The following is an 18181-nucleotide window of genomic DNA, read 5'->3' as shown; positions in this document are numbered from 1 at the left end:
CTAATTGCCTTAAGACGTAGAAATACCCTAAAAGGTTGCATAAGTCGCTAATTTTTCTGATACGAATTAGCGAAAGTAAGAGGTTATCGGTTGAGAAACTAGCAGCGGATCCTGCTGAGTGCTTGAGCGGTTATACTGATGTAAACAGCCAAAAGAGCTGACTCGTCTAAATCGCGCTGATGATTTGTTAATATAAAAGCATTAAAGAATTAACACAGAGAGAATAGTTTTGTCGAATACTATATCGCAAAAAATTGAGATGAAACAGCTAATTCTTCTACTATTTATTTTTTTAATTGCTAAACAGCCGATCCTTTCACAGACTACGCAAGCCTCTATCGCCGGAAAAGTCAGTGACGAAACCGATCAACCCATAGCGGGTGCCTCGGTTCAGGTGCGAAATGAATCAACCGGATTTACGACAAAAACGTCTACCAGCACAAGCGGTGATTTCAATTTTAAAGAACTGCCACTGGGAGGACCCTATACGGTACGTGTACAATTTATAGGTTATGGCGAGCAAATCCGTACAGGGTATACCCTCAATCAGGGAGATGTGGTTCGTATTAGTGTAAAAATGGCTGAATCTTCCCAAAACTTAGATGCGGTAGAAATAACTGCTGCCACCGGTTTGAAGGATAAGATTGAGAATCTGGGAGCGGCAACCGCGGTTAGTGCTAAGGATGTGACCCGCTTGCCGGTTAATGGGAGGAATTTTACTTCACTTACCGATTTATCGCCCTTGGCAAGTGGAGGAAGCATCGCCGGGCAATTGGGCTCATCAACCAACTTTACAATTGATGGGATGAATTCGAAGAATCCCACCTCGGCGGGATCTACAACCAGTCGAAGCGGTGCACCCTTTTCAATTTCCATTGAAGCGGTACGCGAATTTAAAGTTGTGACCAATCAATATGATGTTACATTGGGGCGCGCTGGAGGTGGTACTATCAGCGCTGTAACCAAAGCTGGTACGAATACACTGAGTGGTAGTGCCTGGAATTACATGCGTGCCGACTGGTTATCGAGTCCTTATGACATCCGTGGCAATAAACGCAACGATGATTTTTCTACTTATCAATATGGTTTTACCTTGGGAGGGCCCATTGTTAAAGATAAGGTTCACTTCTTTGTAGCTTGGGATCATCAGCGGGATGCAAGACCTTTAATTATTGCAGATATCAATTCCCCTACAGATGAAAGACGTTTTAATGTTACACAATCGACATTGGATGAATTTGTCGAAATCGGTCGTTCAAAATACGGTTTAGGTGCTGGTCCGCAATACGGTTCTTTCGGTAAAAAAAGAGGATCCGACGCTGTTTTTGCTCGTATTGATTGGCAGTTGAATGATCGTAACTTATTAACAATCCGTGATAACTATACCAACGACCGAAATAAATTAGGTTTAGCCGATAACACGCGAATTAATTTGTATGAGTCTTATGGAGATGATAAGAATATTGACAATAGCTTTTTGGCTACTTTACGTACAACACTAAGTCCTCGACTTACAAATGAGTTGAAGGTACAGCATTTATATACGCATCAAAAAAGTAGTCCGGGTAGTCAATTACCGGAAGCCAATATTCCACGTGCTATTGTTGAAAACGTGGCTTCCCAGGTTGGCGAAGACAACTTGTTCACCAACATTCAATTAGGTGGCCATCGCTTTGCGCAAGAAGGGTTTACAAATAATGTGATTCAATTGATCGATAACATTTATTATAATACCGATAAAATCAATTATACATTTGGCGTCGACTTGATGTATACGCATGCCAAATCATTATATGGTAGTGAGGTGAATGGACGTTTCCAATTTAGGCCAACAGCGGCAACGGAGACTACCCCCGGAGCTACGGCTTTAGAGAATTTTAATAATCTCGCTCCTTATGCGTTCTACCGTGAAGTCCCTTTGGTAGCAGACCCAACTGTTGTTGGAAAGATTTTTAATGCAGGTATATACGGACAAATGCAAACAAAGTTAGCCACAGGTCTGGAAATGATGGCCGGTTTGCGTGTGGATTACGGGCATTATCCAAAATCACCTTTAAACCAGGAATTATACGATGCCTTAGGCGTACGTACCGATCATAAGTTGAAATCTTTTGTAATACAGCCACGCTTCCAGTTTACCTGGGATGTTAATGAGGAACATAGGGATTATATTCGCCTAGGAGCAGGTGTCTTTGCTTCGGATATCAATAATTACATGACCATTAATAATTTAACATTTGATGGTCGACATTTTGCTACGGTGGATGTAAGGGATGCTTCTATATTAAGGCCCGATTTCATTGCCTATAGAAATGACCCGTCTACTATTCCGACTTATGCAGACTACCAGGTGCCAACCATTAATACCTATTCGTCAGATGCAAAAATTCCAATTGTTTACAAGGGGAACATCTCTTACACCCGTTTTATTACCGATAAACTGAAAGTAGGTGTGACGGGTTATGCTACATTAGGAAGAAACAACTATATGTATGTAGATCGTAATATGGTAGCTGATCCGTTTTTTCGCTTAAGTAACGAAGATAACCGTGGCGTGTATGTACCAGCGAGTGCCATCGTCAATGGGGCTGCCGATTGGAAAGCCGGGCGAATTAGTGATCGCTTTGGCCGCGTGCTCGAATTGAATAGCGAAGGGAAAGTAAATCAATTTGCGGTGGTGGTTGACGGTACCTATCAATACTTTAAAGATGGAGAGATATCGGTAAGCTATACATGGAATGATGCCAAGGATAATACATCTTATAATGGAAATGTGGCAAATTCAGCGACCTTATCCCTTCCGGTGAAAGATGATCCGCGTGATCTTAGCGTGATGAGTTATTCGAACAGTCAGTTTAGGCATAAGGTGGTTTTCTATGGTACCTCACCTAGTTTCCATGGTTTCAATATCGGCATTCGTTATTCCGGTGTTGCAGGTACCCGCTACAGTCTTCTGGCTGGTGGTAATACCAATGGTGACTTTGTTACCAATGACAATGACTTAGCGTTCGTTTTCGATCGGAACGACCCGAGCACTGCCGAACAGATACGTACGGGTTTACAAGCTTTATTGGATAATCCGGAAGCAAGCCAAAGTTTAAAGGATTATATCAACAAGTATTCGGGTAAGATTGCGGAGCGAAATGGTGGTGTTAATGGGTTCTATGGAGTGATTGATTTAAGGGTAACAAAAAAGTTTATGCTCTACAAAACACACTCTTTGGAATTATCATGTGATATTTTTAATGTCGCTAATCTGTTTAAAAAGACTTGGGGAGCAAACGAATCTTTAGGAAATCAAGCTTTGTATGCCTTGACTGGTTTTAATGCAGCAACGCAACAGTATAACTACCGTGTAAACAATACAGGCATTGTGAATCCTTCAGGAAATCCTTACCAATTCCAATTAGGTGTACGTTATGGATTTTAATTGCAAATACAAATATTAAGAAGCTTTTATGGCCGATCGAGCCCATAGTTATAATGAGGGTCCGATTGGTCAAATCCCTATACATTTTACAGAAGCCACACTATAAAGTGATGGCTTTTTTTATTTACCTTTGTGGCAAAATAAGAGTCTAATAATTAAAAATGGATGCGTTTTTTAAGACGACCAACGCATCACTGAACGAAAACATGAGTTATAACGCAATTAAAAAAACATTCGATATTGGCGATGGCCGTCAGATCGAAATTGAAACCGGTAAATTAGCGAAACAGGCTGACGGTTCCGTTGTGGTTAAGATGGGGAACACCATGCTTTTAGCCACCGTGGTATCCGCTCAAGAAGCAAAACCAGGAACTGATTTTCTACCTCTATCTGTTGATTATCAAGAAAAATATGCGGCAACCGGTCGCATTCCCGGCGGATTTTTGCGAAGAGAAGCACGCTTATCCGACTATGAAATTTTAATTTCACGCTTGGTTGACCGAGCGCTACGCCCTTTATTCCCTGATGATTATCATGCAGATACACAGGTTATGATAACACTGATATCAGCTGATAAAGATATTATGCCGGATGCATTAGCGGGATTAGCGGCATCCGCAGCTTTAGCTGTTTCCGATATTCCTTTTAACGGACCCATTTCGGAAGTCCGCGTAGCAAAAATTGACGGTAAATTCGTAATTAATCCATTATTAAGTGACTTGGAGAGAGCTACGCTTGAGTTTATTGTTGCAGGTTCGGCCAACGATATTGTGATGGTAGAAGGCGAGGCTAAGGAGATTTCCGAAGAAGAAATGGTGGAAGCCATTGCTTTTGCCCATGAGGCTATTAAAGTGCAGGTACAAGCACAACTCGAATTGGCAGAAATGGTTGGTAAACTTGAGAAAAGGGTTTACAACCACGAACCTAGTAACCCGGAATTAAAAGAACGTGTTTACGCAGCTACTTACGACAGTGTGTATGCCGTTGCTAAATCCGGTTTGTCTAAAAAAGAGCGATCAGCCAAATTTGCTGACATTGCAGAGGCTTTTGCCCTTACATTGGGCGAAGATGTGGATGAAGAAACCGTATTCTTAGCAAAGAAATATTTCCATGACGTACAATATGATGCTGTGCGAAACCTCATTCTTAATGAAGGTATACGGCTCGACGGACGTGATGTGCGTACCGTGAGACCTATTTGGAGTGAAGTCGATTATTTACCTGCCGCACACGGATCGGCAATTTTCACCCGGGGTGAAACGCAGTCGCTTACTTCAGTCACACTAGGAGCGAAGGAAGATGAGCAAATGATCGATGGTGCATTTATTAATGGCTATAGCCGATTTATTTTACACTATAATTTTCCTGGTTTTTCCACCGGTGAAGTGAGACCAAATCGTGGCCCGGGTCGTAGAGAGGTTGGACATGGTAACTTGGCGATGCGTTCATTAAAACAAGTGCTGCCCAGTCAAGAGGAAAATCCTTATACGATACGAGTTGTTTCTGATATTTTGGAATCCAATGGTTCGTCCTCTATGGCTACCGTTTGCGCCGGAACATTGGCACTTATGGATGCAGGTGTAAAAATCACAGCGCCTGTATCAGGAATCGCGATGGGACTTATTACGGATGAAAAAACAGGTAAGTATGCGGTATTAAGTGATATTCTTGGTGATGAGGATCATTTGGGAGATATGGACTTTAAAGTCACTGGAACTAGCAAAGGTATCGTTGCTTGTCAAATGGACTTGAAAATCAATGGGCTGAAATGGGAGGTTCTAAAAGAAGCACTATATCAAGCTAAGGAGTCACGTTTACATATCTTAAACGAGATGCTCAAAACGATCGAAGCTCCTCGTGAAGATTTTAAACCACACGCTCCGCGCATTGTGAGCTTAACAATTGATAAAGAGTTTATTGGTGCTATTATCGGCCCCGGAGGCAAAATCATCCAGGAAATGCAAAGGGAAACCGGTACTACCATTTCGATCGAGGAGATTGAAGGTAAGGGCATCGTACAAGTCTTTGCAGACAATAAAACTTCTATCGATGACGCTGTTAGGCGCATTAAAGCGATTGCAGCAAAACCGGAAGTAGGCGATGTTTACGAAGGCAAAGTGAAATCTATTATGCCTTTCGGTGCCTTTGTCGAAATCTTACCGGGTAAAGATGGATTGTTGCACATTTCTGAGATCGATTGGAAACGTTATGAAACCATGGAAGGAATTTTTCAAGTCGGTGAAATTGTTAAGGTTAAACTGTTAGATATCGATAAACAAGGTAAATTGAAGCTTTCCAGAAAAGCACTTTTGCCTCGTCCCGAAAAAAAGCAGGAACCGGAAAATAAACAAGAACAATAGTTAAATACTAGAAGCCATTGCTTTCTTTGCGTTTGAGCATTTAGCAATGGCTTTTGCTTTTCTACCGTTTTGGTCCTTCACAAAAGATTTTACCAATGAAACATTTAGTAGCTCCTTCAATTTTGTCTGCCGATTTTGCTAATCTTCAACGCGATATTGAAATGCTCAATAAAAGCGACGCTGATTGGATCCATGTAGATATTATGGATGGTGTATTTGTTCCCAATATTTCTTTTGGGTTTCCTGTTGTAAAAGCCGTAAAGCAACACGCCCTTAAACCTTTGGATGTGCATTTGATGATCGTAGATCCGGATCGTTACTTAAACGAATTTAAGGAGGCTGGCGCAAACAACATTTCCGTTCATTTTGAAGCCTGTATCCATTTGCATCGCACTATACAAAAGATTAAAGAATTGGGATGTCGAGCAGGGGTAGCGATTAATCCTCACACACCGATCGCCCAATTGAGCGATATTGTTGAAGATATTGATTTAGTCTGTATGATGTCCGTGAACCCGGGTTTCGGGGGGCAAAAATTTATAGAGAGCACCTACCGGCGCATTCGCGAATTGCGTTTGCTTGCTCAGGATAGAAATCCAAATCTGTTAATAGAAATTGATGGCGGTGTAAACCATCAAAATTCGTTATCTTTATTGCAAGCGGGGGCCAATGTATTGGTGGCTGGTAATACTGTTTTTGGCGCAGATGATCAAATGGCGTCCATAAAACAACTTAAAGACGTGTCGATAACAAGAAAAGCCGTTTAAAGACAATACAAAATGTAAAGGGGGCCGATGGCCCCTTTTTAGTTTTTGGATAAAATACAGAATTTAATTTTGTTATCTATTTAAGCCAACGAAAAGATTGTCATTATTTTGACAATAAAACCTCAAAAACTTTGAATTTTTTTTATAAAAAGTTTACATTTGCCAAACATAGATGAATTCGTTTATATGCAGTATCTACTGCATTGACATGTAAAATGAATCTGTTTAATTTTCCTCTGCCATTGAAGGCATTTTTATAGAGGAATAAAATGATTTATTGCTATACCAGTATAAAAAGCTATTTTAAGTGAAATTGTTAATTAATGCTCATTTTTTAAATCTATAGAAAGAATAATGAAACACAATTTTGGTGCGGGGCCATGCATACTTCCTTCAGAGGTCTTCCAAGAAGCTTCTCAAGCAATAATTGATTTTAATAATTCCGGTTTATCCATTTTAGAAATTTCCCATCGTTCCAAAGCCTTTGAAGCCGTTATAGAAGAAACTGAGGCGTTAGTAAAGGATTTATTATCTGTCCCCGATGGGTATTCGGTGTTGTTTTTGCAGGGGGGGGCTAGCCAACAGTTCGCAATGGTGCCGATGAATTTACTTCCTCAAAATGGAAAAGCAGCTTATTTAGACTCAGGAACCTGGGCGTCAAAAGCTTATAAAGAAGCTCAGAAATTCGGAGCTATTGAGGTGGTCGCTTCGTCCAAAGATGCGAATTATACCTACGTTCCTAAGGAGTATACGATACCGGCGGATGCGGCTTATTTTCATTATACTTCTAATAATACAATTTATGGAACTGAGCTCTTCGAAGCACCACAGTCGCCTATTCCATTAGTCTGTGACATGTCGTCCGATATCTTAAGTCGTAAGATTAACGTTGCTGATTACGGACTCATTTATGCAGGGGCACAGAAGAATATGGGGCCTGCGGGAGTGACGCTCGTTATTGTTAAAAACGATATTTTAGGAAAAACCGGTAGGGATATCCCATCAATATTCGATTATCGTAAACATGCAGAAGCCGGATCTATGTATAATACACCGCCGGTTTATGCTATTTATGTCTCCTTATTAAATCTCCGTTGGCTGAAGGCGAAGGGTGGTATAGAGGAAATCGAACGTGAGAATATTATCAAAGCAAGAACATTGTACGATGAAATCGATCGTAATCCATTGTTTAAGGGAACAGCCAAGCTAGAAGATCGCTCAAGAATGAATGTTACTTTTGTTATGGAAAACGCTGAACTGGAAAAATCATTCCTTGCCCTAACGGAAGAGCGCGGGTTAGTCGGGTTGAAAGGACATAGAAGCGTAGGTGGTTTCCGGGCATCTATTTACAACGCGCTTACTATTACTAGTATTAATACATTAGTTGATTTGATGCAAGAGTTTGCTGAGAAAAATGCTTAGTGAACATAACTGCCCAAATTAATGATGAATGGCATATAGATAAAGGTTTTGATAAAATTGCTGCCGAATTCTCTATGCTATGTTTAAATTATTTCCTTGTTTGTCAACATGGACAGCAGGAGTTTTATGAATTTTTATAGATAGAATATCATAGTATGAAACTATTAGCAAACGACGGTATAGATCCACTAGGAAAGGAATTGTTAGAAAAAGCTGGATTTACTGTTGATACTAACCATATCCCTCAGGATGAGTTAGCTGTGAAATTACAGGCTTATGATGCCATAACGGTTAGAAGTGCAACCAAAGTCAGAAAGGATTTAATCGACGCTTGCCCAAATCTAAGATTGATTGGTAGGGGAGGTGTAGGCATGGATAATATTGATGTCGAATATGCAAAATCAAAAGGGATTGCCGTTGTCAATACTCCTGCAGCGTCTTCACAATCAGTAGCGGAGCTTGTCTTCGCACATCTTTATAATGGTGTTCGATTTCTGTATGATGCTAATCGCAAAATGCCTGTAGAAGGAGATACGAATTTTGCCGGATTAAAAAAGGCTTATGCAAAGGGGGTTGAACTGAAGGGGAAAACGCTAGGTGTAATTGGTTTTGGCCGTATTGGTCAGGAAACTGCAAAAGTAGCACTGGGCGTTGGTATGAATGTTATTGCCAGTGATTTTGTGGCTATACCCAAGGCGTTAACTTTAACGTTATCAGGTGGTATTTCTGTTGATGTGCCGGTAAAACAGGTAAGTACTGATGAACTGATCAAACAAGCAGATTTTATTAGCTTGCATGTGCCTTTCTTAGATAAGCCGGTTTTAGGTACAGCTGAATTTGCCCTGATGAAAAATGGGGTAGGTGTTGTTAATGCCTCTAGAGGTGGTACGATTGATGAATTAGCTTTAATCGAAGCATTGAATAATGGGACGGTTTCGTTTGCAGGTCTTGACGTTTTTGATAGCGAGCCGACGCCAAGAAAAGAAATACTTACTCATCCAAGAGTATCGCTAACACCTCATATTGGTGCTGCAACAAACGAGGCGCAAGAAAGAATCGGAGAAGAATTGGCCAATATCATAATTGGATATTTTAAAGGGTAGTTTAAACAACCATTCATTCTTAATTATGAGAAGGGAAACTAAAAACGTTTCCCTTTTTTTGTTTGAAGCCTTCCTTCCAGGATTACCTCGCTTTGCTCGGTGATCCCTGGGAGGAGGGCTTCAAAGCAACATCAACGACTCACTGCGTTCGTCACACTTTGTTGTTAATAGGCTTTTGTTTGAGCAAGCTCACAAAAGGGATTACCTCGCTTTGCTCGGTGATCCCCGGGAGGAGGGCTTCAAAGCAACATCAACGACTCACTGCGTTCGTCACACTTTGTTGTTAATAGGCTTTTGTTTGAGCAAGCTCACAAAAGCCTATTAACAACAAAACCCGGCTGTTGCCGGGTTGATGTTGCTTTGGCGGAAAGTGAGGGATTCGAACCCCCGGTCCTGTTACAGACAACGGTTTTCAAGACCGCCGCATTCGACCACTCTGCCAACTTTCCGGGACAAAAGTACAAACTCCATCCGTTTTAACAAATTTAATTTTACCTTTTTTCGTTCATTTAAAGTAACTCCTTCATTTCTTGTAAATTAATTTTATGTAAACAAATCGTGCCTAAAAGTAAACCATATAAAGGAAGATTGATATAAGGCCTATGATTGTCTAAATCCGATCTTTTTACCGTTTTTTTATAAAGAAACGACCTCACAAAAAGGTCGCTTAACCTATTTTTAACGAATTTCTAAGTAAATTATTAGTGCTCCCTAATCAACAGGGTTTCGGTAAATTCAATTAAAGAAAGTTTTTTCTCGCGTGCGACCGCCATTGCTTCTAAGGCTTGATAGGCTTGCTCAGCAAAACTCATTTTTTTCTTATGAGCTAACTTTTCTATGCCAAGATCGTTGTATATGGCCGTTACACGATCTATTTTTTGTTGCTGATCAAATTCGTTAATCTCAGTCCAATGGATTAACTCTTGTTTATCTGATCCTTTAGCTAATTGTAGCGCATTGATAAGTAAATAAGTTTTTTTATTTTCAATGATATCACCCCCAACCTGTTTCCCAAATTTACTAGGATCTCCATATACATCCAATATGTCGTCCTGTAGCTGGAAAGCGATTCCTATATTAACGCCAAAGGTGTAAAGGTTCGATCGATCCTGCTTGTCTGCTCCTCCCAGAATGGCCCCAATTTCTAAAGCCGCACCCAATAATACGGACGTTTTTAGACGAATCATATGGAGGTATTCTTCTTCGGTTACCGTCGCCAGTTTTTCAAAATCCATATCCAGTTGCTGGCCTTCGCATACTTCCTGAGCCATTTTGTTAAAAACTTTCAGCAATTCAGCAAGCAACTCAGGTTTGCACTCAGCAAGCAATTGATATGCCCGAATCAAGGTTGAATCCCCGGATAAGATAGCGGTATTGATATCCCACTTTTTGTGGATGGTCTCCCGTCCTCGTCGCAGTGGGGCTTCATCCATAATGTCGTCATGCATTAAGGTGAAATTATGGAACATTTCGATAGCCAAGGCCGCTGGAAGGCCTTCTTTTATTGTTGCCCCAAATAATTCAGCTGCCAATAAAGTGAGAACCGGTCTTAAACGCTTGCCTCCGATTGCCAAAAAATATTTGATCGGTTCGTATAGGGTATTTGGATTGTCTGGAAAATTTCTTTCTGTTAAGGCCTCGCCAATAATAGTCTGTAATGCTGCTATAGAATGCATGACACGAAGATAGAAAAATTAGTTCACATCACCTTTCATGTGTTACTATTAAAGAAATCCTTGCCTTAAAAGCGAAACTTGTGCTTAACTCATGAGTGTAAAGTCAATCTGACGTTTTGCTAAGTTGACCGTTTTCACTTTTATCTGTACCTCATCGCCTAGCTGATAGCGTTTCTTTTTGCGCTGGCCAATAATAGCATAATTCTTCTCGTCAAGCGAATAAAAATCATCTGTAATATCCCGCAGTCGCACCATCCCTTCACATTTGTTTTCTTCGATTTCAACATACATTCCCCACTCTGTGACGCCTGAAATAATGCCGGAATAAACACTGCCGATCTGATCCTGTAAAAATTCTGCTTGTTTATATTTTACGGAAGTGCGCTCTGCATCTGCCGCTTTCTTTTCCATTTGTGATGCGTGGGTACACATCTTCTCGTACATTTCTTCATTTACAGCCTTTCCATCTGCCAGATAGTGCGCTAATAAGCGATGTACCATCACATCCGGATACCGTCTGATAGGTGAAGTGAAATGTGTGTAATAGTCAAAAGCCAGTCCGTAATGACTATGCTTTTTTGTAGTGTAAATGGCTTTTGCCATTGATCGGATGGCCAAGGTAGTAAGGACATTTTGTTCTTTGGTACCTTCAACGTCGTGCATTAACGTATTTAAAGATTTTGCAATCTCTTTTTCTGATTTAGTACTGACTTTGTATCCAAAGCGAGCGGCAAACTGTGCAAACGATGCCAAACTTTCTTCATTGGGCGCATCGTGACTCCGATAAACAAAAGGCAATTTATTCTTTCCTTTGCCTTGTTTGCCTATGAATTCCGCCACTTTTCTGTTGGCTAGAAGCATAAAATCCTCAATCAATTTATGGGCGTCTTTTCGCTCTTTGGTATAAACACCTAGTGGTTTGCCGTTTTCATCGAGTTTAAATTTAACTTCAGTTGATTCAAAATTGATCGCCCCCTGTTTAAATTTACGATCACGAAGAATATATGCGAGCTTGTTGAGAATCAGAAGCTCTTCGCTAAACTGGCCTTCCTTGTTCTCAATAATCTCTTGTGCCTCTTCATAGGTAAAGCGTCTGTCCGAATGAATGATGGTTCTTCCGAACCATTGCTCTTTCACGTGAGCTTGATCATCGATGATAAATACGGCAGAAAAACAGAGTTTATCTTCGTTAGGTCTTAATGAACACAAATTATTTGATAACCTTTCGGGTAACATAGGAATCACACGATCTACCAAATAAACTGACGTTCCTCTTTCGTATGCTTCCTTGTCTAAGGCGCTGTCCGGCTGAACATAGTGTGTTACGTCGGCAATGTGCACACCTACTTCGTAATTGCCGTCCGGCATTTTTCGGAAAGAAATGGCATCATCAAAATCCTTTGCGTCGGCTGGGTCGATCGTAAAGGTTAGAACGCTTCGGAAATCTTTCCTTCTACTTATTTCGACTGGACTAATAACCTCTTCTATTTTGTCTGCTTCTTGCTCTACCGCTGTTGGAAATGCTAAAGGGAAACCAAAATCAGCAAGGATAGCATTCATTTCAGTGTTGTTTTCCCCTTGCTTTCCTAGTACATGCTTTACACGGCCAACGGGATTTTTGCTGCCCTGCGGCCAATCAGTAATAGTAACAACGACTTTATCCTGATCTTTCGCTCCATTTAAATCCTCAATAGGAATGTAGATATCATGAAGCATTTTTCGGTCATCGGCAATTAGGAAAGCAAATCGTTTGGATATGCTCAGTATACCGGTAAAATCACTTCTAAATCGTTCAATTATTTCTACAACTTCGCCTTCTTTTTTGCGGCCTCTACTTTTTTCATAAACGTAAACTTTTACGGTATCCCCATGCAGTGCATTCCGAAGCTTTCTAGGCGCTACAAAAATGTCCTCTTCGAATTCATCTTCGGTAACAATATAAGCAGAACCATCGGCTGTCATATCTACTTTGCCAACGATGAAGGTATGCAACTCCCGCAAGGTAAATTTGCCTGTTTCAACTTCTTTAAATAGACCTGATTTTGATTTCGACTCTTCTTGAAGGATCGATAATATAGTGTTTTTTGAAGTTGGGTCTGTAATATTTAGTTTAGCAGACACTTGTTTATAATTTAAGGCTTTATTTCCTGACTTTTCGAACACATCGGCTATCAGTTGGGAAAGTACCTGCTTAATTGCATTTGCTTTTTTTGTAGACATATAACAGCTTTTAAATAGGATTGCCTTAGCTTAAGGTAAAATCTATGCTTATTAATTACAATAACATTCGAACTACTCGATAGTTCTAAAATTATATCAAATTCAGGCGTCAGAAGCGTCCTTTAACGTTTTGCATTTATTGCATATGCCGATGGCATTAACCGACACCTGCTCTATCGTAAAACCTGATGGCGTACTGATGTTTGGCAACGTGATTTCCTCTAAGCAGTACACACTATTGCAATTCGAACAAGTGAAATGTACGTGTTCATCGTGATGCTCGTGACTCTTACACTGTGTTGAACAAAGGGCATAGGTGGCTGTGCCATGTAAATCGAAAATTTTGTGAATAATACCTTTTTCTTCAAACGCGCTTAAAACCCGATAAAGCGTAACCCGATCAATATCCTCTCCAATTGATCTTTCCAAATCGGGTTGGGAGGTCGCGGTGTCTTTGTTGAAAATCTTCTCCAATACTGATAGCCGCGGGTGGGTAACTTTCAGGCCATGTTTTCGCAAGATATTTTCAAACGTCTTTATTTTATCTTCTCTCATCACTGCTTGTATTGAATAATAGAAAAAACAACACCTATTTAGTCTTTAAGCCTGTTTGGTCTCTTTTTCTAAAAATGAGATATAAACCAATAGCCACAAAAGGTAAGCTTAACAATTGTCCCATATTGAATGCCATGCTGTTTTCAAAGGCTTCTTGATTTTCTTTGACGAATTCAACTATAAAGCGGAGCCCAAACACCAAGACCATGAAACAGCCAAACAAAAAAGCAGGTTTGACATGTTTCCCTTGTTTATACAAGTTTAATAATAAAATAAATATTATTAAATAACCTATTGCTTCGTAAAGTTGCGCAGGATGTCTAGGAATGTTGTCGACCTGCGAAAAAATAACTGACCAAGGGAGTTGACTTGGTTTTCCAATAATTTCGGAGTTGAAAAAATTGCCAGTTCGAATAAAGGCGCCCGAAAGCGCAGCAACGATTACCAGGCGATCGGCTATCCACCAGAAATTTATTTTTGTTTTGCGGCAATAAAGCAATAAAGCTATTATGATACCAATAGCCCCGCCATGGCTTGCTAGACCCTGGAAACCTGTAAAAGTAATATGCCCGTTTACATTCCTAATAGGGAGTATCATTTCCAGTAGATGGTTTTTGTAGTAATCGAATTCATAAAATAAGCAATGGCCTAAACGAGCTCCTAATACCGTTCCTATAAACACATAAATGGTCAGCTGATCTAACAAGTCTTGTGGCTTTCCCTCTTTTTTGAAAATCCTTAGTAATATTACATAACTAAAAAAAAACGCCAACATAAAGCATAACGTGTAATAACGAAGACCGAATCCACCGATGCGGAAAATCTCGGGTTCGATATTCCAATGTATGCTTGATAAAAAACCGAACATAGGGATCTGTGTGTTTATGTGATGTACAAACATAGATAAAATTGTTCAATATGCAACCTTGTTTCCTTGTTTGGAAACTCAATATTCGTTACCGATTATGGCAGGCAACGAATATAAAGCTTATAAGCTGCTCGTTAGAAGTTAGGTTTAAGTAAATACTTGTCGTAGAATTTGAATATATGGCCCGCAGCTTCTTCAGCCGTATCCACCAAGCGATATAAATTAAGGTCTTCTGCACTGATTTTCCCCTCTTCCAACATTCTATCTTTTATCCAATTGAACAAGCCGCCATAGTATGATTTACCAACCAAAACAATCGGGAAGCGAGCAATTTTGCCTGTTTGTATCAACGTAATGGCTTCAAATAACTCGTCCATGGTTCCAAAGCCTCCAGGTAGCACAATATAGCCTTGGGAATATTTCATAAACATAACTTTCCTTACAAAAAAATAATTGAATTCCAGTAACTTATCTCGGTCAATGTACTTGTTGTGGAATTGCTCAAAAGGAAGTTCAATGTTCAGGCCTACAGACTTTCCGCCGGCTTCGTAAGCACCTTTGTTGGCCGCTTCCATGATACCTGGGCCACCACCGGATATTACACCGTAACCTCTTTCTGTAAGTAAACGGGCACACGCTTCGGCAATTTTATAGTCATTATGATCCCTCGAAGTCCGAGCGGATCCGAAAATCGAAACACAGGGGCCTATTTTTGCTAATTTTTCAAAACCTTCTACAAATTCGGCCATAATCTTAAAAATCTGCCAAGAATCTTTTACCTTAATTTCTTGCCAGGTTTTATTCTCAAACGCTTTTCTTATCTTGTCTTCACTTGTTATCATACGCTTATATTTCAGTAATAAATAGTCTCTTCATACGCTAGAAACTGTTTTCTGCTAATGTAATGAAATTTTTTACCTTTTTATCTATGAACTTTTCTGTCAGTTTTCGCTTACCTTTGTGTTATGAACTTTTCTTCTAAGCTATTAGAGAACGCGGTTAATGAATTCAGTCGTTTACCTGGTATAGGACAAAAGACAGCTTTGCGTTTGGTATTGCACCTGCTAAATCAACCTGCCGATGATGTTACTAAATTTAGTGACGCGTTAACTAAATTGAAATCAGAAATATGCTATTGCGCTGTTTGTCATAATATCGCTGACGAAGCGATCTGTGAAATTTGCAACGCCACCAAAAGGGATAAGGGATTGATTTGCGTGGTTGAAGATACGCGAGACGTAATGGCAATCGAAAATACGAATCAATTTAACGGAGTGTATCATGTTTTGGGAGGGCTAATCTCACCAATGGATGGAGTTGGGCCTTCCGATTTGAGTATTGATAGTCTGATAAACCGTTTACGTGAAAATGATGTCCATGAAATCATCCTAGCGCTGAGTGCAACAATGGAAGGGGACACGACGATTTTTTACCTCTATAAAAAGTTGAAGGATTTTAATGTTCAAATTAGCACAATAGCACGGGGAATATCCTTCGGCGGTGAATTGGAATATGTTGATGAAGTTACACTGGGTCGATCCATCGTTACCAGAGTACCCTATGAACGCAGTATAGCGTAAAATAATGTCATTTCCGTGATTATAAACTGAGTTTACAAAAAAGTGCCTACTGCCGTATAACGATAATGATGACAAATAAAACGATTATTATAACCGGCGCCTCATCTGGTATTGGACTGGCTTTAGCGAGAGAAATGGCCAAACGAGGTGCTAACCTGGTGCTGGCTGCTCGAAAATATGTTGCCTTATGTCAGATTGCGCAAGATCTTGAGAAAGAATTTCATGTTCAGGCAGTTGCTATTCAATGCGATGTGGCTAATGAGGAGTCTTGTAAACAACTCGTCGCGCAAGCCTTATTAACCTTTAAAAAAATAGATGTCCTGATCAATAATGCCGGATTGAGCATGAGGGCTTTGTTCAAAGACCTGGATTTATCCGTGTTACATAATCTAATGAATGTAAATTTCTGGGGTACGGTTTATTGTACGAAATATGCATTGCCTGCATTGCTAGAATCTAAAGGTTCAGTTGTAGCAGTCTCTTCAATAGCCGGTTATCGGGGTTTACCGGGACGCACGGGTTACTCAGCTTCTAAATTTGCGATGAATGGCTTTATGGAGTCGTTACGCGTAGAAAATTTAAAAACCGGGTTGCACGTAATGCTTGCTTGTCCGGGTTTTACAGCCTCCAACATTAGAAATACGGCGCTTAATAAAGATGGCGTGCAATTCGGAGAAACAAGTATGGAGGAAGAAAAGATGATGACCGCCGAGGAAGTGGCTACACTTATTGCAAATGGAATTGCCGCAAGAAAACGCACCTTGATTATGACAACTCAAGGAAAGCTTGCTGTATGGATGAATAAATTTTTCCCTGCTTGGGTGGATAAAAAAGTGTTTACTCTTTTTGCAAAAGAAAAGAATCCTCTAATCAAAGCTTAAAGCGTAATGCCAAAAATATTTGCAAATATTAATCTAATTATTCATATTTGCTTTAGAAAGTATGAATACAACATTTGCTCATATAAATTGGTGGTGGCACGAGGGATAATCGTGGCAAAACCATTTTGTAGTGCATCTAAATAAGAAATAACAAAAAGGCTTGCCATATCGCAAGCCTTTTTTTATGGCTTAAAGCAAACTGATTTGGATTAGTTTCTTCACAGATAAAATTGCGCGAAACTATCTTTTAAAAAGGTAAAAATGGCGTGCAGTATATAAAAATTAACATTAGATGAAAAGAATATTAACACATTTGTTTGAAAGTAAAACTTTTACAAAGGAAGAGGCTTACGAAATACTAACCAATATTACTTCCGGTAAATACAATTCATCACAAATGGCAGCATTTATGACGGCATATTGTATGCGCAATATTACGGTAGAGGAATTAGCCGGTTTCCGGGATGCCATGCTTGACTTATGTCTAAAAATAGATTTTAAAGACTATAAACTGATTGACTTATGCGGAACGGGGGGAGATGGAAAAAACACTTTTAATATTTCAACGCTTGCTTCCTTCGTAGTGGCCGGAGCTGGGTATCAGGTTGCAAAACACGGCAACTATGGAGTATCTTCGGGATGCGGCTCCTCTAATGTCATGGAATTTTTGGGCTATCGTTTTACAAATGAACCTGGCGAAATTTATCGAAGCTTGGACGAAGCCGGCATTTGCTTTTTACATGCCCCCTTATTTCATCCGGCAATGAAAACTGTGGCTCCTATACGAAAAGAGCTAGGCGTGAAGACCTTTTTTAACATGCTTGGGCCGCTAGTTAATCCAGCAGAACCAATTTACCAATCGGTTGGTGTATTTAGCTTGGAATTAGCTAGGCTTTACGGGTATCTTTATCAGAAGACCAACAAGAGATATTCAATACTGCACGCTTTTGATGGTTACGACGAGATATCATTGACAGGCGATTTTAAGGTGATTGGAAACAAGGGAGAACAGTATGTGTCTTTGGAATCTATTGGATTTGATAAGGTACGAGCCAATGAAATAAATGGAGGAGAAACGATTGAAGAGGCCGCACGCATTTTTATGGATGTTTTAAATGGTACGGCATCCTTTGCGCAAAAAAATGTAGTGTTGTGCAATGCGGCTATAGCGATACAAACCATTTGTCCAAGTAAGTCTTTTGCCGATTGCTATTATGAAGCAGAGGCATCTTTATTGTCAAAAAAGGCGCTCCTTAGCTTTAATCGATTGGTTAAAAAAGAAAAAGCAATTTATTAATATGCAAGCTAAGCTGAAAATT

The 18181-nt window shown here is 40.0% G+C and carries 13 protein-coding genes and 1 tRNA gene; 8 read left to right on the top strand and 6 right to left on the bottom strand.

Going from position 1 to position 18181, the window contains the following annotated elements:
• Positions 1-259: 259 nt before the first annotated feature.
• The 5 genes from M1D52_RS15525 (at position 260) to M1D52_RS15505 (ending at position 9082) form a co-directional block, all read left to right on the top strand.
• Positions 260-3430, top strand: a complete 3171-nt coding sequence (locus M1D52_RS15525; RefSeq protein ID WP_437392932.1) for a TonB-dependent receptor — start codon at positions 260-262, stop codon at positions 3428-3430.
• 206 nt (positions 3431-3636) lie between these two features.
• The gene (gene pnp / locus M1D52_RS15520) at positions 3637-5790 is read left to right on the top strand and encodes a polyribonucleotide nucleotidyltransferase (RefSeq protein ID WP_041388329.1); all 2154 of its coding nucleotides are present in this window, start codon (positions 3637-3639) and stop codon (positions 5788-5790) included.
• A 95-nt stretch (positions 5791-5885) separates the two neighbouring features.
• Positions 5886-6557 (top strand): ribulose-phosphate 3-epimerase, encoded by a 672-nt coding sequence (gene rpe, locus M1D52_RS15515; RefSeq protein WP_013666352.1) that lies wholly within the window; start codon positions 5886-5888, stop codon positions 6555-6557.
• Positions 6558-6911: 354 nt separating this feature from the next.
• The gene (serC, locus tag M1D52_RS15510; protein WP_013666353.1) at positions 6912-7979 is read left to right on the top strand and encodes a 3-phosphoserine/phosphohydroxythreonine transaminase; all 1068 of its coding nucleotides are present in this window, start codon (positions 6912-6914) and stop codon (positions 7977-7979) included.
• A gap of 155 nt (positions 7980-8134) precedes the next feature.
• Positions 8135-9082: a D-2-hydroxyacid dehydrogenase gene (locus M1D52_RS15505; RefSeq protein ID WP_437392931.1), complete on the top strand. Its 948-nt coding sequence runs from the start codon at positions 8135-8137 to the stop codon at positions 9080-9082.
• A gap of 361 nt (positions 9083-9443) precedes the next feature.
• Here the strand turns inward: M1D52_RS15505 and M1D52_RS15500 are convergent.
• The 6 genes from M1D52_RS15500 to M1D52_RS15475 all read right to left on the bottom strand — a co-directional run bounded on the left by M1D52_RS15500 (position 9444) and on the right by M1D52_RS15475 (position 15240).
• Positions 9444-9531: transfer RNA gene (locus M1D52_RS15500), tRNA-Ser, on the bottom strand.
• 252 nt (positions 9532-9783) lie between these two features.
• A complete protein-coding gene (locus M1D52_RS15495) occupies positions 9784-10758 on the bottom strand; it encodes a polyprenyl synthetase family protein (RefSeq protein WP_437392930.1) in 975 nt (324 codons plus the stop codon).
• Between the two features lie 84 nt (positions 10759-10842).
• Positions 10843-12978: a ribonuclease R gene (rnr, locus tag M1D52_RS15490; protein WP_437392929.1), complete on the bottom strand. Its 2136-nt coding sequence runs from the start codon at positions 12976-12978 to the stop codon at positions 10843-10845.
• Between the two features lie 102 nt (positions 12979-13080).
• Positions 13081-13533 carry a Fur family transcriptional regulator gene (locus M1D52_RS15485; RefSeq protein WP_013666357.1) on the bottom strand — a complete coding sequence of 151 codons (453 nt, stop codon included), beginning with the start codon at positions 13531-13533 and terminating at the stop codon, positions 13081-13083.
• A 34-nt stretch (positions 13534-13567) separates the two neighbouring features.
• Positions 13568-14434, bottom strand: a complete 867-nt coding sequence (lgt, locus tag M1D52_RS15480) for a prolipoprotein diacylglyceryl transferase (protein WP_242627321.1) — start codon at positions 14432-14434, stop codon at positions 13568-13570.
• Between the two features lie 101 nt (positions 14435-14535).
• The gene (locus M1D52_RS15475; protein WP_041388330.1) at positions 14536-15240 is read right to left on the bottom strand and encodes an LOG family protein; all 705 of its coding nucleotides are present in this window, start codon (positions 15238-15240) and stop codon (positions 14536-14538) included.
• Between the two features lie 126 nt (positions 15241-15366).
• Here M1D52_RS15475 and recR point away from each other — a divergent pair, with 126 nt between their 5' ends.
• The 3 genes from recR to trpD all read left to right on the top strand — a co-directional run bounded on the left by recR (position 15367) and on the right by trpD (position 18159).
• Positions 15367-15981: a recombination mediator RecR gene (gene recR, locus M1D52_RS15470; protein ID WP_437392928.1), complete on the top strand. Its 615-nt coding sequence runs from the start codon at positions 15367-15369 to the stop codon at positions 15979-15981.
• Positions 15982-16046: 65 nt separating this feature from the next.
• A complete protein-coding gene (locus M1D52_RS15465; protein ID WP_437392927.1) occupies positions 16047-16862 on the top strand; it encodes an SDR family oxidoreductase in 816 nt (271 codons plus the stop codon).
• Between the two features lie 292 nt (positions 16863-17154).
• Positions 17155-18159, top strand: a complete 1005-nt coding sequence (gene trpD / locus M1D52_RS15460) for an anthranilate phosphoribosyltransferase (RefSeq protein WP_130857401.1) — start codon at positions 17155-17157, stop codon at positions 18157-18159.
• Positions 18160-18181 lie beyond the last annotated feature (22 nt).

It is taken from the genome of Olivibacter sp. SA151 (genome assembly GCF_054130995.1).
The sequence above is the reverse complement of the archived record's forward strand: the minus strand, read 5'-3'. Positions and strand labels throughout refer to the sequence as shown.

Coding starts and splice junctions, on each gene's coding strand:
- rpe (WP_013666352.1), top strand. CDS start 5,886: ATGAAACATTTAGTAGCTCCTTCAATTTTGTCTGCCGATTTTGCTAAT.
- M1D52_RS15485 (WP_013666357.1), bottom strand. CDS start 13,533: ATGAGAGAAGATAAAATAAAGACGTTTGAAAATATCTTGCGAAAACAT.
- serC (WP_013666353.1), top strand. CDS start 6,912: ATGAAACACAATTTTGGTGCGGGGCCATGCATACTTCCTTCAGAGGTC.
- lgt (WP_242627321.1), bottom strand. CDS start 14,434: ATGTTTGTACATCACATAAACACACAGATCCCTATGTTCGGTTTTTTA.
- M1D52_RS15495 (WP_437392930.1), bottom strand. CDS start 10,758: ATGCATTCTATAGCAGCATTACAGACTATTATTGGCGAGGCCTTAACA.
- rnr (WP_437392929.1), bottom strand. CDS start 12,978: ATGTCTACAAAAAAAGCAAATGCAATTAAGCAGGTACTTTCCCAACTG.
- trpD (WP_130857401.1), top strand. CDS start 17,155: ATGAAAAGAATATTAACACATTTGTTTGAAAGTAAAACTTTTACAAAG.
- M1D52_RS15525 (WP_437392932.1), top strand. CDS start 260: ATGAAACAGCTAATTCTTCTACTATTTATTTTTTTAATTGCTAAACAG.
- M1D52_RS15505 (WP_437392931.1), top strand. CDS start 8,135: ATGAAACTATTAGCAAACGACGGTATAGATCCACTAGGAAAGGAATTG.
- recR (WP_437392928.1), top strand. CDS start 15,367: ATGAACTTTTCTTCTAAGCTATTAGAGAACGCGGTTAATGAATTCAGT.
- M1D52_RS15465 (WP_437392927.1), top strand. CDS start 16,047: ATGATGACAAATAAAACGATTATTATAACCGGCGCCTCATCTGGTATT.
- pnp (WP_041388329.1), top strand. CDS start 3,637: ATGAGTTATAACGCAATTAAAAAAACATTCGATATTGGCGATGGCCGT.